General features: G+C 65.4%; 18 protein-coding genes and 2 tRNA genes. 16 read left to right on the plus strand and 4 right to left on the minus strand.

All coding sequences use genetic code 11. The features are described 5' to 3' along the window. Window positions 1-13 precede the first annotated feature (13 nt). The 4 genes from SALB1_RS13350 (at window position 14) to SALB1_RS13365 (ending at window position 4,737) form a co-directional block, all read left to right on the plus strand. Entirely contained in the window at window positions 14-1,540 is a 1,527-nt protein-coding gene (locus tag SALB1_RS13350) for an NAD(P)H-hydrate dehydratase (protein ID WP_109994311.1), read from the plus strand. Next, on the plus strand, window positions 1,537-2,013 hold the full coding sequence (gene tsaE / locus SALB1_RS13355; protein ID WP_109994312.1) for a tRNA (adenosine(37)-N6)-threonylcarbamoyltransferase complex ATPase subunit type 1 TsaE: 477 nt from the start codon (window positions 1,537-1,539) through the stop codon (window positions 2,011-2,013). Before SALB1_RS13350 ends, tsaE begins: the two co-directional genes overlap by 4 nt. A 132-nt stretch (window positions 2,014-2,145) precedes the next feature. Continuing rightward, the gene (locus tag SALB1_RS13360) at window positions 2,146-3,630 is read left to right on the plus strand and encodes an N-acetylmuramoyl-L-alanine amidase (protein WP_109994313.1); all 1,485 of its coding nucleotides are present in this window, start codon (window positions 2,146-2,148) and stop codon (window positions 3,628-3,630) included. Between the two features lie 3 nt (window positions 3,631-3,633). Further along, a complete protein-coding gene (locus SALB1_RS13365; RefSeq protein ID WP_109994314.1) occupies window positions 3,634-4,737 on the plus strand; it encodes a hypothetical protein in 1,104 nt (367 codons plus the stop codon). Between the two features lie 338 nt (window positions 4,738-5,075). Here SALB1_RS13365 and katG read toward each other — a convergent pair whose 3' ends face one another. Next, on the minus strand, window positions 5,076-7,304 hold the full coding sequence (gene katG, locus SALB1_RS13370; RefSeq protein WP_109994315.1) for a catalase/peroxidase HPI: 2,229 nt from the start codon (window positions 7,302-7,304) through the stop codon (window positions 5,076-5,078). Window positions 7,305-7,410: 106 nt separating this feature from the next. Then, window positions 7,411-7,863 carry a Fur family transcriptional regulator gene (locus tag SALB1_RS13375; RefSeq protein ID WP_109994316.1) on the minus strand — a complete coding sequence of 151 codons (453 nt, stop codon included), beginning with the start codon at window positions 7,861-7,863 and terminating at the stop codon, window positions 7,411-7,413. Window positions 7,864-8,128: 265 nt separating this feature from the next. On the opposite strand from SALB1_RS13375, the gene mutL reads away from it, so the two are divergent. The 10 genes from mutL (at window position 8,129) to SALB1_RS13425 (ending at window position 19,317) form a co-directional block, all read left to right on the plus strand. Further along, window positions 8,129-9,961, plus strand: a complete 1,833-nt coding sequence (mutL, locus tag SALB1_RS13380) for a DNA mismatch repair endonuclease MutL (RefSeq protein WP_109994317.1) — start codon at window positions 8,129-8,131, stop codon at window positions 9,959-9,961. A 2-nt stretch (window positions 9,962-9,963) separates the two neighbouring features. Continuing rightward, a complete protein-coding gene (gene miaA, locus SALB1_RS13385; protein WP_109994318.1) occupies window positions 9,964-10,905 on the plus strand; it encodes a tRNA (adenosine(37)-N6)-dimethylallyltransferase MiaA in 942 nt (313 codons plus the stop codon). A gap of 58 nt (window positions 10,906-10,963) precedes the next feature. Then, window positions 10,964-11,215 carry an RNA chaperone Hfq gene (gene hfq, locus SALB1_RS13390; protein ID WP_109994319.1) on the plus strand — a complete coding sequence of 84 codons (252 nt, stop codon included), beginning with the start codon at window positions 10,964-10,966 and terminating at the stop codon, window positions 11,213-11,215. An 11-nt stretch (window positions 11,216-11,226) separates the two neighbouring features. Further along, window positions 11,227-12,576 (plus strand): ribosome rescue GTPase HflX, encoded by a 1,350-nt coding sequence (gene hflX, locus SALB1_RS13395; protein ID WP_109994320.1) that lies wholly within the window; start codon window positions 11,227-11,229, stop codon window positions 12,574-12,576. A gap of 302 nt (window positions 12,577-12,878) precedes the next feature. Further along, window positions 12,879-14,261 carry a protease modulator HflK gene (hflK, locus tag SALB1_RS13400; RefSeq protein WP_109994321.1) on the plus strand — a complete coding sequence of 461 codons (1,383 nt, stop codon included), beginning with the start codon at window positions 12,879-12,881 and terminating at the stop codon, window positions 14,259-14,261. Further along, on the plus strand, window positions 14,258-15,142 hold the full coding sequence (gene hflC / locus SALB1_RS13405) for a protease modulator HflC (RefSeq protein ID WP_109994322.1): 885 nt from the start codon (window positions 14,258-14,260) through the stop codon (window positions 15,140-15,142). Before hflK ends, hflC begins: the two co-directional genes overlap by 4 nt. Window positions 15,143-15,154: 12 nt before the next feature. After that, window positions 15,155-15,346, plus strand: a complete 192-nt coding sequence (locus SALB1_RS13410; protein ID WP_109994323.1) for a DUF2065 domain-containing protein — start codon at window positions 15,155-15,157, stop codon at window positions 15,344-15,346. Between the two features lie 4 nt (window positions 15,347-15,350). Continuing rightward, entirely contained in the window at window positions 15,351-16,550 is a 1,200-nt protein-coding gene (locus SALB1_RS13415; RefSeq protein ID WP_109994324.1) for an ATP phosphoribosyltransferase regulatory subunit, read from the plus strand. After that, on the plus strand, window positions 16,543-17,841 hold the full coding sequence (locus tag SALB1_RS13420) for an adenylosuccinate synthase (protein ID WP_109994325.1): 1,299 nt from the start codon (window positions 16,543-16,545) through the stop codon (window positions 17,839-17,841). Before SALB1_RS13415 ends, SALB1_RS13420 begins: the two co-directional genes overlap by 8 nt. A gap of 117 nt (window positions 17,842-17,958) precedes the next feature. Beyond that, window positions 17,959-19,317 carry an NCS2 family permease gene (locus SALB1_RS13425; protein WP_109994326.1) on the plus strand — a complete coding sequence of 453 codons (1,359 nt, stop codon included), beginning with the start codon at window positions 17,959-17,961 and terminating at the stop codon, window positions 19,315-19,317. On the opposite strand, the gene SALB1_RS13430 is transcribed toward SALB1_RS13425, so the two are convergent. Together SALB1_RS13430 and SALB1_RS13435 are read right to left on the minus strand one after the other, a co-directional pair. Beyond that, on the minus strand, window positions 19,296-20,762 hold the full coding sequence (locus SALB1_RS13430) for a diguanylate cyclase (protein ID WP_158590740.1): 1,467 nt from the start codon (window positions 20,760-20,762) through the stop codon (window positions 19,296-19,298). The genes SALB1_RS13425 and SALB1_RS13430 overlap by 22 nt on opposite strands. Before the next feature lie 196 nt (window positions 20,763-20,958). Continuing rightward, window positions 20,959-21,034, minus strand: a tRNA-Asn gene (locus SALB1_RS13435). Window positions 21,035-21,239: 205 nt separating this feature from the next. Here SALB1_RS13435 and uvrB point away from each other — a divergent pair. Together uvrB and SALB1_RS13445 are read left to right on the plus strand one after the other, a co-directional pair. Further along, window positions 21,240-23,258, plus strand: coding sequence for an excinuclease ABC subunit UvrB (gene uvrB, locus SALB1_RS13440; protein WP_109994328.1), 2,019 nt, complete (start codon window positions 21,240-21,242; stop codon window positions 23,256-23,258). 117 nt (window positions 23,259-23,375) lie between these two features. Further along, window positions 23,376-23,452, plus strand: a tRNA-Val gene (locus SALB1_RS13445). Window positions 23,453-23,556 lie beyond the last annotated feature (104 nt).

Here is a 23,556-nt window from a genome sequence, read left to right on the forward strand (position 1 = left end):
ACCCGGATTCCGTATGACCGAAACCAGCGATTATCTGCCGAACCTGGTCTATGACGCCGACCAGCTCAGAGCCCTGGATACGCGCTTCATCAACGAATTCGGGGTGGACGGGTTTGCCCTGATGGAGCGCGCCGCGCGCGCGGCCTACAACGAACTGGCCCAGAACTGGCCCATGCCGGGGCGGCTGGTCGTGTTCTGTGGGCCGGGCAACAACGGCGGTGACGGCGCGTTGGTTGCGTGCCAGGCGATGGCGGCCGGGTGGCGGGTGACGCTGGTCGCACCGCTGGATCTGGCGAAGGCCCGTGGCGATGCGGCCCGCGCGTTCGAGACCTATCGCGAGGCCGGCGGCGAGATCCGCGATTTCGTCGATGAGCCGATTCAGGCCGACCTGATGGTCGATGCCCTGTTCGGCACCGGCTTGAACCGCGAGGTCACCGGGCCCATGGCCCAGGCCATTGATCGCATCAACGAAGCGTCGGGCCGGGGCGTCGGGGTGCTGGCCATCGATATCGCCTCGGGCGTGGATGCCGGCACCGGGCGCACCTGGGGGCGGGCGGTGGTGGCCGACACCACGGTCACATTCATCGGCCTCAAGCTGGGCCTGCTGACCGGTGACGGCGCGGCGCACTGCGGTGAGCTGGCCTTCGACGATCTTGGCGCGCCGGATGCGCTCTACGAGGGCCAGCCGCATGTGGCCCGGCGCATCACGCATCGCGATCTGCGGCATGTGTTGCCGGCGCGGCCGCGCGGCGCGCACAAGGGCGACAATGGCCATGTGCTGTGCGTCGGCGGCGGGCGTGGCATGGGCGGGGCGATCCGCATGTCGGCCGAGTCGGCGCTGCGGGCCGGGGCCGGGCTGGTCAGCGTGGCCTGTCATCACGATCACGCGGGCGCGATGAGCCAGGCGCGCCCGGAGTTGATGTGCCAGGGCCTGCCCGACGATCCGGGTACGGCCGACGCAGTTTCGCGTCTGGATGCGCTGATCGCGGCGGCGTCGCTGATCGCGATCGGGCCGGGCCTGGGGCGCGGTGACTGGGGCGATGCGCTGTGGCGGCGCGCGCTCGACTCGGATCGGCCGCTGGTGGTCGATGCCGATGCGCTCAATCGCCTGGCAGCCGCCCCTGTCGAACGCGAACACTGGATTCTTACGCCGCACCCGGGCGAAGCGGCCCGCCTGCTGGGCTGGTCGACGGCCGATGTGGTCGCCGACCGGGTCCAGGCGGCGCGGCGTCTGGCCGAGCGTTACCGCGCGGTGGTGGCGCTCAAGGGCGCGGGTACGCTCATCGCCACCCCCGATGAGCTCTGGCTGTGTACCCAGGGTAATCCCGGCATGGCCGTAGGCGGCATGGGCGATTTGCTCACCGGCGTGATCGCCGGTTTCGCGGCCCAGGGCATGACGCTGGCCGAGGCCGCTGTGTTCGGTGTTTATGTCCACGCGCTGGCGGGCGACGAGGCCGCCGTTGGCGACGGCGAGCGCGGTCTGTTGCCGACCGATCTATTGCCCTGCATACGACGCCAGGCCAATCCGCAGCGCCCGTGAACGTCGCCCTGCCCACGCCGGCCGACACCGATCGCCTGGGCCGGCAGCTGGCGCAGGCGCTCGCGGTACACGCCCAGGGCGCGGTGGTCACGCTGGCGGGAGAACTGGGTGCCGGCAAGACTGCGCTCGCACGCGCGACCATCCAGGCGCTCGGCCACACCGGGCCGGTGGTATCGCCGAGCTATACGTTGATCGAGCCCTACGATCTGCCCGGGCGGCGGCTGCATCATCTGGACCTGTATCGCCTGGGCGACCCGGAAGAGTTGGAATTTCTCGGCATTCGCGACATCTGTATCGAGGCCGACCTGGTATTGGTGGAGTGGGCGGATCGCGGCGCCGGGTTCCTGCCGGCACCGGATATCGACATCACGCTCGAATACCGCGGCGAGGGCCGATCCGCGCATCTTCAGGCCCATTCAGCCGCGGGTCGGCGAGTCGTGGCGACACTATACGAATTCAGATCGCGCACATAATTCAAGTGGATAGCCAGAATCCGCGCGCTAGGTGCTGTTTTTGCTGCCAAAAAAGTTGCCGCGGGTGATCGCGCTCGATAATCTCTGGAAGACGGTTCTCTCGCGAACCCTGTAGGGGAGACGGGGTGACACATGATCCGTAGCGTGCAACGGCTGTTTTTTTTCGGTTTGCTCGTGCTGGCGTTGCCGGCGGCGGCGCAGGTCGCGCAGTTGCGCGACGCCCGCATGTCGGCGACGTCGAACAAAACGCGGGTCGTGTTCGATCTGTCTGCCGATACCGCGCCCAACATCTTCATGGTCGATCATCCGCTGCGGTTGGTGATCGATCTTCCGCATACGCGCAGTACGGGGTCTGTCGCCGGCCAGGCGCGGGGCAGCGGCCTGATCGACGAGATCCGCACCGGCGTGCACAAGGGCACGGGGGTGCGGGTCGTGCTCGACCTGTCGGCCCGGGTGCAGGCCCGGAGTTTCATGCTGTCGCCCTCGAACGGGCGGCGTTATCGACTGGTGCTCGATCTCTATCCGAGCAACGGCACGCCGGCGTCGCTGCTGGCAGATGGCAATGGCGATGGCGCGGCTGCGAGCGGCGAGCTGGCGGCCGGCGATGACAGCCAGACAACCGCCGACAAATCGGCTGCGGCCATGGCCCAGGCGTCGTCGTCGGCGCGGGCGGATTCAAACGCCGGTCAGGCTGCCTCCGGTGACGGCTCGCGCGCGCTTCCCGAGGGCGCGCGGGCTCGCGATATCGTGGTCGCGATCGATCCCGGGCACGGCGGCAAGGACCCCGGCGCCCACGGTCCGGACGGGCTGCTGGAGAAGAATGTCACGCTGGCGATCGCGCGGCGGCTCAAGCGCATGGTCGACGATCAACCGCACATGCGGGCGGTACTCACCCGCCGTGGCGATTACTACGTCGGCCTGCGTCAGCGTATGGTGATCGCGCGCCGGGACAAGGCCGATTTCTTTATCTCGATCCACTGCGACGCCTCGCCCGCGGGCGGCGGGGCGACCGGTGCCTCGGTCTATGCGCTTTCGCCGCACGGCGCCACGAGCGAGCATGCGCGTTGGCTGGCGCGGCGTGAAAACAGTGCCGATATGGTCGGCGGCGTCAGCCTCAAGGACAAGAACTCCAGTCTGGCGTCGTTCGTGCTGGATCTGTCGCAAAGCCAGAGCATCGAGGCCAGCATGGATGCCGGTCAGCGTGTGCTGGCCCAGCTCGATGATCTCGGCTCGCTGCACAAGAGCCGGGTGCAGCAGGCCGGCTTCATGGTCCTGAAATCACCCGATATTCCGTCGATTCTGGTCGAGACCAACTTCATCTCCAATCGCGCGACCGAACACCGGCTGGCGCGTGCGGGCTATCAGAACGGACTGGCCGCGGCCATGCTGCGCGGCATCAAGGGGTATTTCGCGAGCTACCGGCCGTCGACCTACATCGCCGCCGACCAGCAGCATCGTGTTAAACGCGGCGACACGCTTTCGCAGATCGCGCAGACATACGGGGTCAGCGTGCCGGCGCTGCGTCGCTACAACGACATGAACAGCAACAGGCTGCAGGCTGGGCAGACGCTGAAGATTCCGCCGCCGCAAGCGCAGCAACTGGCCAGCAGAAGCTGAGCGGTGCGGCCCGAGCGAAGCCCGCCTGGTGCCATACACGATCTCGTTCTGGTCGGTCTCGGCGAAACCCACCGGCATCTGCTGAGCCACCTCCGGGGCTCGGGCGAGACGTTTGGCGTGACCGTGGTCGCGCCGCACGACGGCCGATATGGCGGGGCCACTGCGGCCATGCTCGCGGGAGCCGTGTCGCCGCATCGGCTGCGCTGGTCGCCGCCTTCGGCGACACAGGTCATCACGAGCCGGGCGATCGGTTGCCAACCGACCCATGGCCGGCTGTGGCTGGCGGACGGGCGGATGATGCGTTACCACCGTCTCAGCCTGAACACGGGGACGCGCCGACTGCCGGCCTGGGCCTCGCATGAGCGGCCCGGTTGTCCCCGCATCTCGTCCGGGCATTCGGCCATGCAGCTGATTGCGCTTCGGGCCGCGCTGGACGCCGGGACGCGTACTTCGATCGTGATCGCGGGCGGGTCGCGGTCGGCGTTGGAGGTTGCCGGCGGCGTGGCGGCAACGGCCGGCGATTGCCGCGTGGCCTCGGTGACACTGTTGTGGCCGGGGCGAGACTACAGCCGGACCACGCGGGCGGCGTTGCGCCGCCTGGCCTGGGTCGGTGTCGATGTGATCCCGGGCGCGACTGCCAGCGGCTTGGCCGCGTGCTGTGTTGAATGCCGCGATGGCCGGCGATTCCGTGCCGATCACGTCATCTGTGCCGGGCCGGCCGAGCCCGATCCACTGGTGCTGGCGATGAACCTGCCGACATACGGTCCCGGCCTGCGGGTCGACCGTCGGCTGGCGAGTCCGCACGCGGCGTCGGTGCAGATCACGGGCGCGGCGGCGTCGCTCGATGGGCGCCGTGTATTGCCGGGCTGGGATGGTGCCCGGCAGGCCCGAGTTGTTTTATCCGCGCTCCGTGGGCCGGCGAGGGGCCGGGGCGTGACGCGTTATGCCACGCCATCGCGCCCCGTGGCGCCCGATCTCGGGCCGGTCCCGGGCGTTGTCTCGGGCACGTTCTGGCTGCGGGCATGGGATCGATGGCGGCACCGCCACGGCATCGACCCGGCGCTCGCCGTGGCCGAAGATCGGGACCCGGACGCGACGCGCCGGTAGGGCAAAACTTCGCGAATCGGCGGGTATGCGGCAACCGGCCCGGTGGGCGGCGCCCGCATGCACGACACGCCGGTCGCACGGATGTGGCGGCAGGAAAACGGGGCGTCGGCGCGCGGCTGGCACGCGCAATCAAGAATCCGGCTCCGCCGCTCGGGCGGAAGCCGGATGGGTCGGGGTCTTGTACGAAGCCCCGGGACGCCGCGGGACCGCATCGGTCGTGCTAAACGCGGTTGGCGTCAGTAGCGATCGGCCTGGGTTGTCGGCGCTTCGCGCGAAGCGCCGTGGGCAAGCCGACCGATTCGAAACCGGTCCGCCGGAATCGAATCGGCCGCCATGGCTCAGGCAGCGACGTCGAAGCGATCGAGCATCATCACCTTGTGCCACGCCTTGACGAAGTCACGCACCATTTTTTCGTGACCGTCGTCGGACGCATAGACTTCCGAGATCTGGCGCAGCTGGCTGTTGGCGCCAAAGACCAGGTCGCAGCGCGTGGCGGTGAACTTCGTCGTGTCGTCGTCACGACGACGCAGTTCGAACGCCATGCCGTCCTCGTCAGTCTTGTGCCAGTAGTAGTCCATCGTGGTCAGATTGGTGAAGAAGTCGTTGGACAGCACGCCCGGACGGTCGGTGAACACGCCGTCCTTGGAACCGCCGGTGTTGATGTCCAGTACGCGCAGGCCGCCCGTGAGTACGGTCCACTCCGGCGCGCTCAGGCCGAGCAGGTCGGCGCGGTCCAGAAAGATCCGCTCCGGCGTCACGTTGTAGCGGACATTGCTGTCCTGGAAGTTGCGAAAGCCATCCGAGACCGGGCGCAACCAATCGAAGCTCTGCGCATCGGTCTGCGCGTCGGTGGCATCGGTACGGCCCGGCGTGAACGGCACGGTGACGTCGACCCCGGCGTCCCTGGCCGCCTTCTCGACCGCGGCACAGCCGCCCAGCACGATCAGATCGGCAACGGAAACCTGCTTGTTGCCCGACTGTGCACCGTCGAAGTCGGCCTTGATGCCTTCCAGCTTCTCCACAACCTTTTTGATCTCGGCCGGGTTGTTGACTTCCCAGTCCTTCATGGGCGCGAGACGGATGCGGGCGCCATCGGCGCCGCCGCGCTTGTCGGAGGTGCGGTGGGACGAGGCCGAACCCCAGGCCACCCCGACAAGCTCGGAGACCGCCAGACCGGAATCGAGAATCCGGGTCTTCAGGTGGTCGATGTCGTTGCTGTCGATCAGGTCATGATCGCGGGCGGGGGTCGGATCCTGCCAGACCAGATCTTCCGCCGGCACTTCCGGGCCCAGATAGCGGGTCTTCGGGCCCATGTCGCGGTGGGTCAGCTTGAACCAGGCACGCGCGAAAGCATCGGCGAAGTAGTCGAAGTCTGCGAGGAATTTTTCGCAGATCTTGCGATATGAGGGATCCACCTTCAGCGCGATGTCCGAGGTCATCATCATCAACGGATGCTCGACCCCCGACTTGTGGGCGTCCGGCGTTTTTGGCGCGCTGTCGTCGGTGGGTTTCCACTGGGTCGCGCCCGACGGTGCCTTGGTCTGCTCCCATTCGTATTTGAACAGGTTGGTCAGGTAGTCGTTGTCCCAGTTTGTCGGCCGCGGTGTCCAGGAACCCTCGATGCCGTTGGTCATGGTGTATTCGGCGAAGCCGGTACCGGCCTTGTTCATCCAGCCCAGGCCCTGGGCTTCCATCGGCGCCGCTTCCGGTGCGGGGCCGACGTTTTCCGGGGAGACGGCACCGTGGGACTTGCCGAAGGCATGGCCACCGGCGATCAGGGCGACGGTTTCTTCGTCGTTCATGGCCATGCGGCCGAATGTCTGGCGGATCTCGCGCGCGGAGTGTTCCGGGACATTATTGGAGGCCGGACCTTCCGGGTTCACGTAGATCAGGCCGAACTGGGAGTTGCCCATCGGGTTTTCGAGATCATAGTGCTCTTCGTCGGGCTGGCCTTCCCAGCGATCGCGACCGAGCATTTCCGTTTCCGGCCCCCAGTAGGTGGCGCGATCCGGCTCCCAGGCGTCGATACGGCCGCCGCCGAATCCGAAGGTCTTGAAACCCATGATCTCAAGGGCGCAGTTGCCCGTGAGTACCATCAGATCGCCCCAGGATAGGGACTTGCCGTATTTCTTCTTGATCGGCCACAGCAGGCGACGGGATTTATCGATGTTGCCGTTGTCTTCCCACGAGTTGATCGGGGCGAAACGCTGCATCGCCTGCGCGGTGCCGCCCCGACCGTCGGCAATGCGATAGGTGCCGGCCGCATGCCAGGCCATACGGATCATCTGCGGGCCGTAATTGCCATAGTCGGAGGGCCACCACGGCTGCGAGGAGGTCAGCAATGCCTTGATGTCGGCCTTGACCTGATTGAGGTCGAGTTTGCTGAACGCCGCGGCGTAGTCGAAATCGGGATCCAGCGGATCGGCTTCCTGCGGGTCCTGGTGCAACAGTTCCACTTGGAGCCGGTTGGGCCACCAGTCTTCCAGCGTCGTGCCCGAGCCGACGGCGCCGCCGATGCGGTCGCCACCGAAGGGGCATTTGCCTTCCAGTTTGACTTGTTCGCTCATATGCTTCGTTCCTGCTTTCGATCAATAATCCTGCAAACCATGGCAGGCGTTTTGTGTACGCGATTGTCGCGTGACAATCGCGGGAGACCGCCGGGCTCCCGGTCGGTCAGTCGATAGGCTCCGCCGCTGAATCCTTGCGAGACTGGCACTCGGAACACAGGCCCCAGAACACGATCTCGGCTTCATCCACGTCGAAACCCTCGTCGTGCGAGGGTGTCAGACACGGGGCATCCCCGGTATGACAATCGGTATCCGCGACGCGCCCACAGCCACGGCATACCAGGTGATGGTGATTGTCCCCGGTGCGCCGCTCGAACCGGGCCGGGTGGCCGGCCGGTTTGATTTGTCGAACCAGATCGGCCGTCACGCACGCCGACAGCACGTCGTAGACGGCCTGTTTCGAGATGGCGCCCAGGCGTTCGGAAACGCCTTGATGTACTTGCTCGACGGTGGCGTGCGGATGGCTGACCAGCCAGTCAAGCACGGCGTGGCGCGGGGCGGTGACCCGCAGGCCGCGCTCGCGCAGTTCAGCGGTGATGGCGTCTGGGTATCGACTCATGGCAACTCGATTATTGGTTATTTTCTGGAATGAGTCAAGAAAACGAATCAGTCAATGGCGCCGGCCGTGCCGTCGTGTTGCCGCTGGCGTCGTACGTCGCGGTTTCGGCCTACGCCGGCAATAAAAGGCCGGGGCGTTCGCGCTCACGGCGAGCGCTGCCCGCCCATGCGCGGCGAACCGGCGGCCCGCTTTGCCAAGCCAGGGTGACATACAGGACACTGAGCACCGTTTCGGTTCCCATGCGCGTTTGGACGCGGGCTGCGTGATGCCTATTCAACTGCTCGACGATCGATTGATCAGCCAGATTGCCGCCGGCGAGGTTGTGGAACGCCCGGCGTCCATCATCAAGGAGCTGGTCGAGAACAGTCTGGACGCGGGCGCCAGCCGTATCGCCGTGGACGTGGAAGAGGGCGGGCTGCGCCGGATGCTGATCGAGGATGACGGCTGCGGCGTGAGTGCCGATGAGCTGCCGCTCGCGGTTGCCCGGCACGCCACCAGCAAGATCGACAGTCTCGATGCGCTGGAATCGGTGGCCAGCCTCGGCTTCCGGGGCGAGGCGCTGGCCAGCATTGCCTCGGTCGCAGAGCTGACGCTGACCTCGCGGCTCGCCGGCGCCGATCGCGCCTATGCCATTTCGCCGCACATCGACACCCAGGCGCGCCCGGCGGCCGGTGCGCCCGGCACTCGCGTGGAGGTGCGCGAATTGTTCGCCCGGATTCCGGCGCGTCGGAAATTCCTGCGCGCGCCACCGACCGAGTTCAAGCATATCCGTCAGGCGTTCAATCAACTGGCCCTGTCGCGCTTCGATGTCGCTTTCACCCTGCGTCACGGCGGCGTGGAATCGGCGGCGCTGGGTGCCTGTGGCGACGCCGATGCCCGCAAGCGACGCGTGGCGCATGTTCTGGGCGGCGAATTCGATGATCACGCCGTGGCCGTGGACGAATCGGCGGCCGGCCTACGCCTGACCGGCTGGATCGCCACGCCGGGTTTCTCACGCGGGCAGGCGGATCGCCAGTACAGCTTCGTCAATGGCCGGCCGATCCGCGACAAGGTGTTCAACCATGCGGTGCGATTGGCCTACCGCGATCTGCTGCACAATCAACGCCATCCCGCCTATGTCTTGTATCTGACGCTCGATCCGCGCCAGGTCGACGTCAACGCGCATCCGGCCAAGGCCGAGGTGCGGTTCCGCCAGTCGCGGCTGGTGCACGATTTCATCCATCGCAGTGTCTCGCGGGCGCTGGCCGCGGTGGAGGCGCGTCCGCACGAGGCGCGAACCGTCGAGTTGGCGCCGGCGCCCGGCGCCGTCGAGTCATCGACGCCGCAGCGACCGATGACCCCGCGTGGATTGCACTTCGGGGCACAGCCGGCACGGCCCGGCCTCGCCGAGACAGCCGCCAGCTATCGCTTCCAGCAGCCGGCGTCGCCAGCCGCCGCGCCCGGTAACCACGATGTGCCCGCGCGCGACGTCGAGACGCCGGCCCCCCGCGCGCCGGCGAATGAGGAGGAAACGCCCCCGCTGGGTTATGCGATCGGCCAGCTGCACGACATCTATATTCTGGCCCAGAACGCCGAAGGGCTCGTTCTGGTCGACATGCATGCCGCCCACGAGCGGGTGTTGTACGAGCAGCTCAAGGCCGAGTTCTCGGCCGGGCGCATCCAGTGCAAGCGTCTGCTCGTGCCCGAGACGCTGTCGCTGTCGGAGAGCGAGGCGGCGGTCGTGGAGCGTCGCGCCGAACTGCTGGCCGAGGTGGGTTTCGAGCTGGGGCGCAGCGGGCCGACCAGCGCCATGCTGCGTGGGGTGCCGGCGCTGCTGGCCGATCGCGATTATCTGGCCGTGGCGCGCGACGTGATCGCCGAGCTGGACGGCGGCCCGCGCGGGGCGGATGCGGTGCGTGATGTCCTCGACGACATCCTCGCGGACATGGGCTGCAAGGCGGCGGTCAAGGCCGGGCGACGGCTAACGATTGCCGAGATGAACGCGCTGCTGCGGGACATGGAACACACCGACCGGGCCGGGCACTGCAATCATGGCCGTCCGAGCTGGGTCAGCGTCGACCGCGCGGGGCTGGATCGGCTGTTCATGCGTGGCCAGTAGCGATGTCGGATAAACCGCCGGTTGTCTTCATCCTGGGCCCGACCGCGTCCGGCAAGACCGGGCTCGCCATCGATCTGGTCGCGTCGATGAATGCCGAGATCGTGTCGGTGGATTCGGCCATGGTTTATCGCGGCATGGACATCGGCACGGCCAAGCCGGACGCGGCGACCCTGGCGCGCGCGCCGCATGCGCTGATCGATATCCGCGACCCGGCCGAGGCCTACTCGGCGGCCGATTTCGTCCGCGACGCCCGGGCCGAGATCGAGCGGATTCATGCCGCCGGGCGTCTGCCGCTTCTGGTCGGCGGCACGTCGTTGTATTTCCGGGCGCTCGAGCATGGCCTGTCCGACATGCCGGGACGCGACCCCGCGCTGCGTGCCCGTCTGACCCAAGAGGCCGCGGAACGGGGTTGGGCGGCGCTGCACGCGCGCCTGGCGCGTATCGACCCGCCGACCGCGGCACGCATCCATCCCAACGACGCCCAGCGCATTCAGCGCATGCTGGAGATTCATGCGCTGACCGGGCAGGCGCCGAGCGTGCTGCACGCAAGCAGCGGCGCGGCCGATCTGCCGTGGTCGATTCACAAAATGATCGTCGCGCCGAGCACGCGCGAACGCTTGCATCGCAATATTTCCAAGCGCTTTGGCCTGATGATGGCCGCGGGATTTTTTGCAGAGGTTGAAAAGCTTCATGCTCGTCCCGATCTCGATCTAGCGCAACCTGCGATGCGAGCCGTTGGCTATCGTCAGCTGTGGCAGTCATTGGACGGCATGTTCGGCCTGGACGAGGCCGTGGACCGGGCCGTGATCGCCTCACGTCAGCTGGCCAAGCGACAGCTCACCTGGCTGCGTTCTCTCGACGATGCGCCCTGGCTCGCGAGCGACGACGACACAATGAAAATCCGGGCGCGGCGGCTCGTCGAAACGGCGGCCGGTGCGACCTGAAATCATGCTAATATTTTCTTGATCTTTTTTGTCCCCCCGACTTTGTGGAGTCTGTTCCATGGCAAAAGGCCAAACATTACAAGAACCATTCCTCAACGCCTTGCGCAAAGAGCGTGTGCCGGTGTCGATCTATCTCGTCAACGGCATCAAGCTGCAGGGGCAGATCGAATCTTTTGACCAGTTTGTGGTGCTGTTGCGTAATGCCGTCAATCAGATGGTGTACAAGCATGCGATTTCCACCATCGTGCCGTCGCGCAACGTCCGCAATGAAGTGCGCGACGAAATGTCGCAGGAGTCCGACGATAGCTAGGGTTCAAGCGCATGTTTGAGCGGCCGCCCACCGGCCAGGCGGCCGTGATCGTCCATATCGCCTTCGGCATCGACGAGTACGAGGCCGCGGATCAGGAATTTCGTGAACTCGTGGAATCCGCGGGCGCCCATGTGTTGTGTCATGTCGGCGGCTCGCGCCGGGTTCCGGATCCGCGTTTCTTCATCGGCGGCGGCAAGGCCGACGAAATTGCCGCCGCCGTGGCTGAATACGGCGCCGAATTGGTGGTGTTCAACCACGATCTGTCGCCCAGCCAGGAGCGCAATCTTGAAAAGCGCATGAACGCGCGGGTGCTCGATCGTGCCGGTCTGATCCTGGATATCTTTGCGCGGCGGGCACGCTCTCACGAGGGCAAGCTGCAAGTGGAGCTGGCCCAGTTGCAACACCTGGCCACGCGCCTGGTGCGCGGCTGGTCCCATCTCGAGCGGCAGAAGGGCGGTATCGGTCTGCGCGGGCCGGGCGAGACCCAGCTCGAGACCGACCGTCGCCTGCTCAATGACCGTATCAAGCTGCTGCGCTCCCGTCTGGACAAGGTGCTGGCCCGGCGTGACCAGGGCCGGGCGTCGCGCCGGCGCACGCGAACCCCGGTGGTGTCGCTGGTCGGTTATACCAATGCCGGCAAGTCGACGCTGTTCAATCGACTGACCGGCGAGACGATCTATGCTGCCGACCAGCTGTTCGCAACCCTCGATCCGACCCTGCGACGCATGGACGTGCCGGTGGGCGAGCCCCTGATCGTGGCCGATACGGTCGGCTTCATCCGCGATCTGCCGCATGAACTGGTGGCTGCGTTCCGCGCGACGCTCGAGGAGACACGCGAGGCCGACGTGCTGGTGCACGTGATCGACGTGGCCGACAGCGAGCGGCGGGCGCATGCCCGCGAGGTCAACGGTGTGCTTGGCGATATCGGCGCGGGCGACGTGCCGCAGCTCGAGGTCTTCAACAAGGTCGATCTGCTCGACGATGAGCCGCCCCGCGTTGAATACGACGCTCATGGGCGGCCGGTGCGGGTCTATGTCTCGGCGGTGACCGGCGAAGGCCTGGATGAGCTTCGCCATGCACTGGCTGCTTTTTGCTACCCGGATACGGTGGTCGGAACGCTACGCGTGCCACCGGCCGCCGGCTGGTTGCGCTCCCAGCTCTATGAGCTCGGCGTGGTCGGCGAGGAACGTTATGCCGACAACGGCGATGCGTTGGTCTCGGTGACCGCATCGCAGGCGGATCTGGAGCGTGTGGTGGCCCAGGCCGGGCTGGTATTCGGTGACGTGCTCATCGATCGCCGCCCCGTACGCCCGGACGTCGAGCGCCTCGCCGAAGCGCGCGTCCCCCGCCGGCCGGCTTGATGTGCGTGTTTCCGGGGCACAACGTTCGACAGGGTTTCGGGCGGACTATAGACTTGCGGGAAAATCGCAGGCCGTTCACGCATCGTTATGCCGGGTTGCGCTGCTGCGGGCCGCTCCACGGCCCTGTGTGCGATCGGTGACAGTCAAGGAGAGCGGCTTGTTCACTCAGGGATTGACCGGCAAACGGCCGATGCGCGTGCGCGCGAAAACGGGCGGGCGCCCTGAAGCGGCCGCCCGATGTGAACGCGAGGGGCGCGGCAGTGTGCAAGCCGTGCCATCGACTCGATCAGAGGCTTTCTAGCATGGCGTGGAACGAGCCCGGCAAGGGCAAGGATCCGTGGGGCGGGGGCAACCGCAACAACAGTGGCGGCAACGGCGGCGGACCGCCGGACCTCGACCAGATCTGGAAGCGCTTTCGTGAGCGCTTTTCCGGCAAGCGCGGCGGCGGTGGCTCCGGCGGCGGCGGCAGCAATGGCGGGGGCGGCATCGGCGGCGGGGTATTCGTCGCGCTCGTCCCGGTCGTCCTCGTGATCTGGCTGGCCACCGGGCTTTACGTCGTGCAGCCGGGCGAGAAGGGCGTCGTGCTGCGATTGGGGGCGTATACACACACCGCCGACGCCGGCTGGCACTGGCATTTGCCGTACCCGATCAGCACGGTGTCCAAGGTCGACACGCACCAGGTGCGTCGGACCAGCAATCGCGCGGTCATGTTGACCAAGGACGAGAATATCGTCGATGTCGAGGTCTCGGTGCAGTACCGCATTGCGGATGCCATGAGCTATCTGTTCCAGTTGCAGGATCCCGAGAACACCGTGCAGCAGGTGCTGCGTTCGGCGGTGCGCGAGATCGTCGGCACCTCGGACATGAATCAGGTGATCCAGGAAGGGGTTCAGGTCAACCAGCTCGACAACAAGGCGCTGGCCCATGTCGACCTCAAGGAGAACTCCGGTCAGCCCAAGAAGAAGAACGGGCTGAAGAATATGGACAAGAAGCTGGCCAGCCAGATCAAGCAGAAGCAGAACGAATACCCGCAGATTACCGATCGCTCGCGTGCGAAGCTGCCGGACAACGTGCGCCGGATCATGCAGTACACGCTGAATAAATATAACGCGGGTATCCACATTCTTGCGGTCAACGTGCAGTACGCCCAGCCGCCGGAGCAGGTGCAGGGCGCCTTCCAGGAGGCCATCAAGGCGCGTGAGGAAGAAGAGCGCGCCAAGAACATCGCCCGTGCCTACGCCCGCGATATCGTGGCGCGCGCCCAGGGCGACAAGGCGCAGATCATTGCCCAGGCGCGCGCTTACAAGCAGCGCAAGATCAACCGCGCCGAGGGCCAGGCGGCCCGCTTCTCCGACTTGCTCGCTCAGTACCAGAAGGCGCCCCAGGTGACCCGCGAGCGGCTGTATCTGGAGACCATGGGCGACGTGCTGTCGGCCTCTCATCTGATCCTCAACGACGGGTCGTCGAATTCGATGAGTTATCTGCCGCTGGACAAGATTCTCGGCAAGTCGACGGGTTCGAAGAAATCTGCCAACACCGGCGAATCCGGTTCGAGCGGCAGCGCTAACGCGTCCCCGCCCCTGCCCAGTCAGTCGGGTGACAACGGTAGCGGCAACGGTTCGAGTACGAGCGGCAACTCCGGCTCGAACGTCGACAACCTGCGCAGCCGGAGCCGCAACTCATGAATGGCAAGCAGATTTTTGCTCTGATCGTCGTCGTCATCGCGGCCTATGTGGCCTATGACTCGGTGTTTGTGGTGACGCCACGCCAGCGCGTGGTGGTGGTGCAGATGGGTAAAATCATCGGTTCCCAGTACCAGCCCGGCCTGCATTTCAAGATGCCGTTCGTGCAGCAGGTGCATCGTTTCGATCGCCGCGTGATGACGCTGACCGGGGATATCCACCGCGTGCTGACCTCGGAGAACAAGAACCTGTCGGTGGATTACTTCGTCAAATGGCAGATCGCCAAGCCGGTGAAGTACTACCTGTCGACCCACGGCAACGCCGACCGGGCACGCAGCCTGTTGACCGAGTCCGTGCAGAACGATTTGCTGGCCGAGTTTTCCAAGCGCACCATCCGGCAGGCCGTCGGCGATGACCGGAACGAGATCGTCGCCGCGGTTCAGGTACAGGTGAACCAGGCGGCCAAGCAGCTCGGCATCGATGTGAGGGATGTGCGCATCATGAAGCTCGATCTGCCGTCCAAGGTCAGCGACACGGTCTACGAGCGCATGCGCTCGGAGCGCCAGGAAGTGATCCGTACGCTGCGCGCGCAGGGCGACGCGGCGGCCAAGGAAATTCGTTCCGATGCCGAGCGCGAGCGTACGGTGGTGCTGGCCAAGGCCTACAAGCAGGCCGAGTCGATCCGGGGCCAGGGCGATGCCAAGGCGGCACAGGTCTATGCCGATGCCTACAAGAAGGACCCGGGCTTCTACAGCTTCTATCGCAGTTTGCAGGTCTACCGGCAGAACATCGGCGACAACGATGTCCTGCTGCTCAAGCCCGATGGCAAGCTTTTCAAGTACTTCAATCCCGCGCTCGCCGCGGGCGCCGGCCACCAGAAATAGCAGCCGCCGACGATGTGGGCCGACCTGTTGCGCGCTTTGGCGCTCGTCTGCGTGATCGAGGGGCTGATGCCCTTCATCGCGCCGGAGCGCTGGCGTGAGACGGTCATGCGGCTGGCCGATGTCGCGCCACGCCAGTTGCGTATCTTTGGGGCCGTGATGATCGCCGTCGGCGTCGTGGCGCTGCAGTTTCTACACCATTTTTAGAGCCATGCAATCCAAACGTTGGTTACTGCCGGAAGGCGTTCAGGAGACGGTCCCGCCGGAATCGTGGCGGCTCGAGGCGGCACGCCGGGCGTTGCTTGATCTTTACTGGCGCTGGGGCTACGAACTCATTCGGCCGCCGCTGATTGAATATCTCGATTCCTTGCTCACCGGCGCCGGGCATGAGCTGGATCTGCATACGTTCAAGCTGACCGATCAGCTCAACGGCCGCATGATGGGCGTCCGATCCGACATGACGACCCAGGCCACGCGCATCGATGCGCACCGGCTGGCTGCGACCGGCCCCGCGCGCTACTGCTATATCGGCAGCGTGCTGCGCACCCGCCCGGACGAACCGGGCGGCTCGCGCTCGCCGCTGCAGGTCGGGGTGGAGAAATTCGGCGACGCCCATCTGCACAGCGATCTCGAGATCGTGTCGCTGATGCTGGAGACGCTGCACGGCATGGGTATCGAGCGGGCCTATCTGGATCTCGGTCACGTGGCCATCTACCGTCGACTGGTGGCGCTCGCCGGCGTCTCGGCCGATTTCGAGCCCACGCTGTTCGACGTGGTCCAGCGCAAGTCGCGGCCCGATCTCGACCGCCTGGCCGCGGACGGGCGGCTCGGGGCATCGTTGCACGACCGTCTCGCCACGCTGATCGGGCTCAACGGTCCGGCGTCGGTACTGGATGCGGCACGCACCGCGCTCGGTGGGATCGATGAAGGCATCGATCATGCGCTGGACGAAACGGCCGCCATGGTCGCGCTGATCGAGGCGCATTATCCGGACATGCCATTGTTCGTCGATCTGGCCGAGCTGCGCGGTTATCGCTACAAGACCGGATTGTTGTTCGCCGCGTTCGCCCCCGGGCTCGGCCGGGAACTGGCGCGCGGCGGTCGCTACGACGATGTCGGCTCGGCTTTCGGCCGGCCGCGGCCGGCAACCGGCTTCTCGGCCGATCTCAATCTGCTGGCTGCCCTCGGCGATTTCACCGATGATCGGCCGGCCGGCGGCATTTTCGCGCCGTCCGACAACGACGACGAATCATTACTCGCCGAAATCCGGCGCCTGCGGGCGTGCGGCGAGCGCGTGGTGGTCGCCACGCCCGCACATCCCGAAACCACCGGTTCGGGCTGCGATCGCATTCTGGAACAGATCGACGGCACCTGGCAGGTCCGTCCGCTAGGGGATAGGCAACATGGGTAAACGGGTCATTGTCATCGGCAGCCAATGGGGCGATGAGGGCAAGGGCAAGATTGTCGATCTGCTCACCGATCGCACCCGGCATGTCGTGCGCTTTCAGGGCGGCCACAACGCCGGGCATACGCTCGTCATCAACGGCGAGAAGACGATCCTGCGGCTGATTCCGTCCGGCATTCTGCACGACGGGGTGACGTGCTACATCGGCAACGGTGTGGTGCTGTCGCCGGACGCGTTGCTGGAGGAGATGGGCGAGCTTGACGCCCGCGGCGTGCCGGTGCGCGACAAACTGCGCATCAGCCCGGCCTGTCCGCTGATCCTTCCGTATCACATCGCACTCGACAAGGCGCGCGAAGCCGCGCGCGGCAAGACCGCCATCGGCACGACCGGGCGGGGTATCGGCCCGGCCTACGAGGACAAGGTCGCCCGGCGCGCGGTACGCGTGTCCGACCTGTTCCGGCGCGAGCTGCTGGCATCCAAGCTGGGCGAGGCGCTCGATTTCCATAATTTCGTGCTCAAGAATTATCTCGGCCAGGCGCCGGTCGATTTTCAGCAGACACTCGACCAGGCACTCGAACACGCCGAGCAGATTCGCCCGATGGTCGCCGATGTCGTCGAGTTGCTGCGCCGGGCCTATGTGGCCGATGAGTCCATTCTGTTCGAGGGGGCCCAGGGGGCGCTGCTCGACGTCGACCACGGCACCTATCCGTTCGTGACGTCGTCGAACACTACCGCCGGCGGGGCGTCGACGGGCTCCGGCGTCGGCCCGACGTATTTCGATTATGTGCTGGGCGTGGTCAAGGCCTATACCACGCGGGTCGGTTCCGGCCCATTCCCGACCGAACTGGACGATCATTACGGCAAGCATCTCGCCGACAAGGGCGCCGAGTTCGGGGCGGTCACGGGCCGACCGCGTCGCTGCGGCTGGTTCGATGCCGTCGGCCTGCGGCGCGCGGCGTTCAACAACAGCCTGTCGGGCCTGTGCATCACCAAGCTCGACGTACTCGACGGGCTGGACGCCATCCGACTCTGCACCGGCTATCGCTGCGGTGATGAAACATTGAGTGTGCCGCCGGCGGGGGCCGAGGCGCTGGCCAGCTGCGAGCCCATCTATGAGGAAATGCCGGGCTGGAAGGAATCCACCGTCGGCCTGCGCGATTACACGGCGCTGCCGGCCAACGCGCGTGCCTATCTGGATCGGCTGGCCGAGATCACCGGCGTGCCGATCGACATCGTATCGACCGGGCCGGACCGGGCCGACACCATTATTCTCCGGCATCCGCTGGCCGAAGACTGAGCCCGGGGCGTCGCGCGCCGGTGGCGGGTGCGGATCGGCCTGGCACGCAAGCGGCGCGGTCACGGCCGTGCCCCATTACGCCAGCGGCCGTGGCTGCCGTGACAGGAGCATGTACCGATGACCCAGCCCGGCGACGATGCCGCAGCCGCTGCCACCGACCGGGATCCGGTCGCACGCTTCTTCGAGTTTGGTCGCGAGGGCACCGACTACCGGCGCGAGATTGTCGGCGGTGTGACGACGTTCCTGGCCATGGCCTACATCATGTTCGTCAACCCGAGCATTCTCTCGGCGGCGGGCATGGACCGGGGCGCGGTGTTCACGGCCACGGCGCTGGCCTCGATCGTCGGTTGCGTGCTGATGGCGCTGGTGGCGCGTTACCCGGTCGGAATCGCACCGAGCATGGGGCTCAATGCCTTTTTCGCGTACTCGGTGGTGTTGGGCATGGGTGTTCCGTGGCAGACGGCGCTGGTCGGCGTCCTGTTTTCGGGCCTGATTTTCGTGCTGATCACCGTGTTGCGGTTGCGCGAGATGATTCTGGATGCCATCCCCGTCGATCTGAAGATGGCATCCGCATGCGGCATCGGCCTGTTCATCGCGCTGATCGGCTTTGAGGATTCCGGGATCGTCGTGAACAACAAGGCCACGCTGGTCACCCTTGGCGATCTGACCACGCCGGGTACGCTGCTGACGGTCTTCGGTCTGTTTGCGTCGATCGTGCTGATGTTGCGTCGCCTGCCGGGCGCGATCTTCTTCGGCATGGTGCTGACCGCGCTGCTCGGGATGGCCACGGGCGTGATCACGACGCCGCACGCCATCGTCGGCCACGTGCCCAGCGTGGCGCCGGTATTCGGGGTAGCCATCACGCAGCTGTTCCACGCGCCGGGCGATGTATTCACGCTCAAACTGCTCGTGGTGGTGCTGACGTTCCTGTTCGTCGAATTCTTCGATACCGCGGGCACGCTGATGGCCGTGGCAACCCAGGCCGGGCTGATCGACGGCAACCGTATCCGGCGCTCGCGCCAGGCGCTGCTCGCGGATTCGGGTTCGGTCGTGGCCTCCGCCGTGATCGGGACTTCGCCGACGACGTCCTATATCGAATCCACCGCCGGTGTCGCCTCCGGCGCGCGCACCGGCTTTGCCTCGCTGGTCACGGCGTCGTTGTTCGTGCTGGCGTTGTTCTTCTCGCCTTTGCTTTCCGTGGTGACGTCGAGTGTCACCGCGCCGGCGCTCATCATCGTCGGTGTGCTCATGGTGTCGTCGCTCGGCGAGATCCAATGGCAGCGTCTCGAGATCGCGGTGCCCGCGTTCCTGACCTTGATCACGATGCCCGTGACCTACAGCATCGCCAACGGTATCGCGCTCGGCCTGGTGGTGTATCCGGTGACCATGGTGGTCAGTGGGCGAGGGCGCGAGTTGCACCCGATTCTTTATGCGCTGTTCGTGATCTTCGTCGGCTACTTCGCGTTTCTGGCCTGAGCGTCGGGCCGGGCATCGCGTTCCAGTAGAACGAACCGATCGCGGCCGGCACGCTTGGCCCGATAGAGCGCGCGATCGGCCCGCTTGAGGATATCGTCGATATCCTCGTGGCAGTCTGTCAGCGTGAGCCCAGCGCTGACCGACAGCGCAATCCGGTCCGGCCCGGGTCGGAAATCGGCGGAGCGCAGTGCTTCGAGCAAACGCTCGACCACACGGGTCGCCGTCTCCGCGGTTGCGTCGGGCAGCAGCAACAGGAATTCCTCACCGCCCCAACGCCCGAGCACGTCGGTCCCGCGCAGCCGCGCCGTCGCCCGTCTTGCGAACAACTGCAGCGCAGCATCGCCGGTGGCATGACCGTAATGGTCGTTGATCTGCTTGAAATGATCGAAGTCGAACAGCGCCACGCCGAGGGATCGACCCTGGCGGCGCCCACGGTCGAGTTCGCGCCGGATGCGGTCAGTAAGTTCGCGCCGATTGCCGAGGCCGGTCAGCTCGTCCTGGCTCGCCACGCGCTGCAACTGGTCATGCGCCTGGCGTAATTCGCGCAGTGTCTCGTTGCGATCCATCTCGTGACTGAGCCATTGCCCGAACATGCTCACGAGCTTGAGATCGTGATCGGTAAATGCCTTGGTCGATTCCGAGCTGGAAAACCCGATCGCACCGACGAACTGGCCGCGGATATTAAGCGGTGCCCCGATATACGAGGCAATACCGAAGCGCTGGTAGGCCGGGTGATCGCAGATCTCCGGATGCGTCGATCGATCCGCCGCGTACGGGCCGCGTCGCGACACGATCTCGAAACAATGCGTGTCGCGTACATCGTAAACCTGGCCCGGCTGGACGGAACCGTGGGCGTCCACCACGTCCACTACTTCATAGCGGTTGTTGTGGATTCGGCTGACGATGCCCACGGGCATGCCGAAGTATTCGCAGCCGAGCTCAAGGATGGCGCCGCGTGATTGTTCGAACGACAGCTCCGGGTTGGAACTGATGGTATACAGCCGTTCCAGCACGTTGTCGCTGGCCAGCTTCTCGGTGACATCGCGGATGATCACCATGAACAGCGTCACCCGGCCCTGGCTGTCGTTGATTGGGCCGCCGATGGTTTCGCCGGTGAAAACGCTGCCATCGTGTCGCCGGTAGCGCACGAGGTATTGATCGTGTCGCGCGTGGCCGCCATGCAGGTTGAAGCGCTTCTCGCCTTGCTCGCGGAAGTCGGTCTCGTTGGCGTAGAGCAGCGAGGCCGGCTGGCCCACGAGATCCGCCTTGCCGCAGCGGAACAAGCGCGCGGCCGCCGCGTTGACCATGGCCAGCCGGCGATCCGGGCTGCCTATCATGACGGCTTCGGGCAGGTCTTCGAAAAGATGCTCGAGAATCAGCCGGGCGGACGCATTGTCGTCCGGAAAGTCGGTATGCACCGGAAAGATGTGATTGCGATCGGTCATGCAGGCTCGTTCAGGGCGGTCGGGCATCGCTGTTCCGATGGGCCGGGGCCGGAGGCGCCAGTTTAAACAGTGATGACCGGGCCAGCGCACGAAATCGTATCGATCGAGTGGTGGCGCCGGCGCGCGCGTATGGGCCGTGAGACCTTGGCTATCGCAATAAAAAAGGGCATGGAGAACGCTCCATGCCCTTGCTGTCTGGCTCCCCGGGACGGGCTCGAACCGCCGACCTAGTGATTAACAGTCACCCGCTCTACCAACTGAGCTACCGGGGAATTTCTTCACCGCACGGCGGCGAAGGACGCGTATCCTAGGCGATGAAATCCCGATTGGCAAGCCTGTGTCGGCAAATCGTTTGTCGCGCCGGGAATCCGGTTGTATGCATGCGCTTGGAGCTCGCCCGCCGGTGCCTCGACGACGCGGCGCGGCGCGTATCGCAACGCCTTGTAATCGCCCGTTTCCGGGCCAATGGTTGGAGCTATGAGCAACGGACTGCAACTTAAAGCGAATTGGGCGCCCGCCGGCGATCAGCCGGCTGCGATCGAGGGCCTGGTGGAAGGGCTGGACGATGGCCTTGCGCATCAGGTGCTGCTGGGCGTGACCGGTTCGGGCAAGACCTTCACCATGGCCAACGTCGCCATGAAGGCCGGCCGGCCGATGCTGATCATGGCGCCGAACAAGACGCTGGCGGCGCAGTTGTACGGGGAGATGAAGGAGTTCTTCCCGGACAACGCCGTGGAGTACTTCGTCTCCTACTATGACTATTACCAGCCCGAGGCGTATGTGCCGTCGTCGGATACCTTCATCGAGAAGGATTCGTCGATGAACGAGCACATCGAGCAGATGCGGTTGTCGGCGACCAAGGCGCTGATCGAGCGCCGCGACACGATCGTTGTGGCCTCGGTGTCGGCAATCTACGGCCTGGGCGACCCGCAGGCTTATTTCGCCATGGTCCTGCATCTGGACGAAGGCGAGCAGATCGGTCAGCGCGATCTGGTCAAGCGCCTGACTGAGCTGCAGTACACCCGGAACGACATGACGCTCGAGCGCGGCACCTATCGCGTGCGCGGCGAGATCATCGATGTGTTTCCGGCCGAAGAGGATGAGGAGGCCGTGCGCATCGAACTGTTCGATGACGAGATCGAGCGGTTGTCGTTCTTCGATCCGTTGACCGGGACGGTCAACCGCAAGGTGCCGCGCCTGACGATCTATCCAAAGACTCATTACGTGACCCCGCGTGAGCGCATCGTGGGCGCGATGGATTCGATCAAGGCCGAGATGCAGGAGCGCGTGAAGTATTTCCAGTCGGTGGGCAAGCTGATCGAGGCCCAGCGCATCGAGCAGCGCACGCTGTTCGACCTGGAGATGATCAACGAGATCGGCTTCTGTTCCGGTATCGAGAACTACTCGCGCTATCTGTCGGGGCGGGCGCCGGGCGAGCCGCCGCCGTGTCTGCTGGATTACCTGCCGGACGACGCGATTATGGTGCTGGACGAGTCGCATGTGACCGTGCCGCAGATCGGCGGCATGTACAAGGGCGACCGCGCGCGCAAGGAGACACTGGTCGAATACGGTTTCCGCCTGCCATCGGCGCTGGACAATCGCCCGCTCAAGTTCGAGGAGTTCGAGCGGGTGGCGCCGCAGCGGATCTATGTCTCGGCTACGCCGGGGCCGTATGAACTCGAACACACCGACAACACCGTTGAACAGGTGGTGCGGCCGACTGGCCTGGTGGATCCGGAGGTCGAGATTCGCCCGGCCGAGACCCAGGTCGACGATCTGCTGTCCGAGATTCAGACCGTGGTCACGAAAAAGCAGCGTGTGCTGGTGACCACACTCACCAAGCGCATGGCCGAGGATCTGACGGAATACCTGCACGAAGCCGGGGTGGCGGTGCGTTATCTGCACTCGGACATCGACACCGTCGAGCGCAGCGAGATCATTCGCGATCTGCGTCTCGGCGAGTTCGACGTGCTGGTGGGGATCAACCTGCTGCGCGAGGGGCTGGATATCCCGGAAGTGGCGCTGGTGGGCGTGCTCGATGCCGACAAGGAAGGCTTCCTGCGGGCCGAGCGTTCGCTGATCCAGACCATGGGCCGTGCGGCCCGCAATGTCGAGGGCCGCGCGATTCTCTATGCCGATCAGATCACCGGCTCCATGCGTCGGGCGATCGACGAAACCGAACGCCGGCGCGCCAAGCAGATCGCCTTCAACGAAGAGCATGGCATCACGCCCAAGACCATCCAGAAGGCGGTCGCCGACGTGATGCGCCACGGTTACGAGGACTACAGCCAGGTCAAGGAGAAGAAAAAAGTTGCCGAGGTCGGCGCCGACTACGCCAAGATGTCGGCAAGCCAGTTGGCCAAGGAGATCGAGAAGCTCGAGAAGCAGATGTTCAAGCACGCCGAGAATCTCGAATTCGAGGAGGCCGGCCGGATCCGCGACCGCATCGGCAAGATCCGCGAGTATGCGCTGGAACTGCCGGCGAAGGCGGGGTAGTCGCCGCGGCTGCTTCGCCGCTGGCGGCGATAGGTACGCCAAGTCCGGGTTTTCGAGAATTTTTCCAGCAAGGGGTTGCCGAAACCGACGGATGCCGGTATCTTTTCGCACCTCAGCAGGCGCGTAGCTCAGTTGGTTAGAGCGCTACCTTGACATGGTAGAGGTCGCTGGTTCGAATCCGGCCGCGCCTACCACTTTCGCTGATTCGCGGTGAAAGCCGTGGATTGTAGTGTGGCGATAGATCGTGGGATTCTCACCAGCGACCCTTCGGGTCGCGGTTGTCGCCTTCTCGCGAAGG

Source organism: Salinisphaera sp. LB1 (assembly GCF_003177035.1).
GTDB lineage: Bacteria > Pseudomonadota > Gammaproteobacteria > Nevskiales > Salinisphaeraceae > Salinisphaera.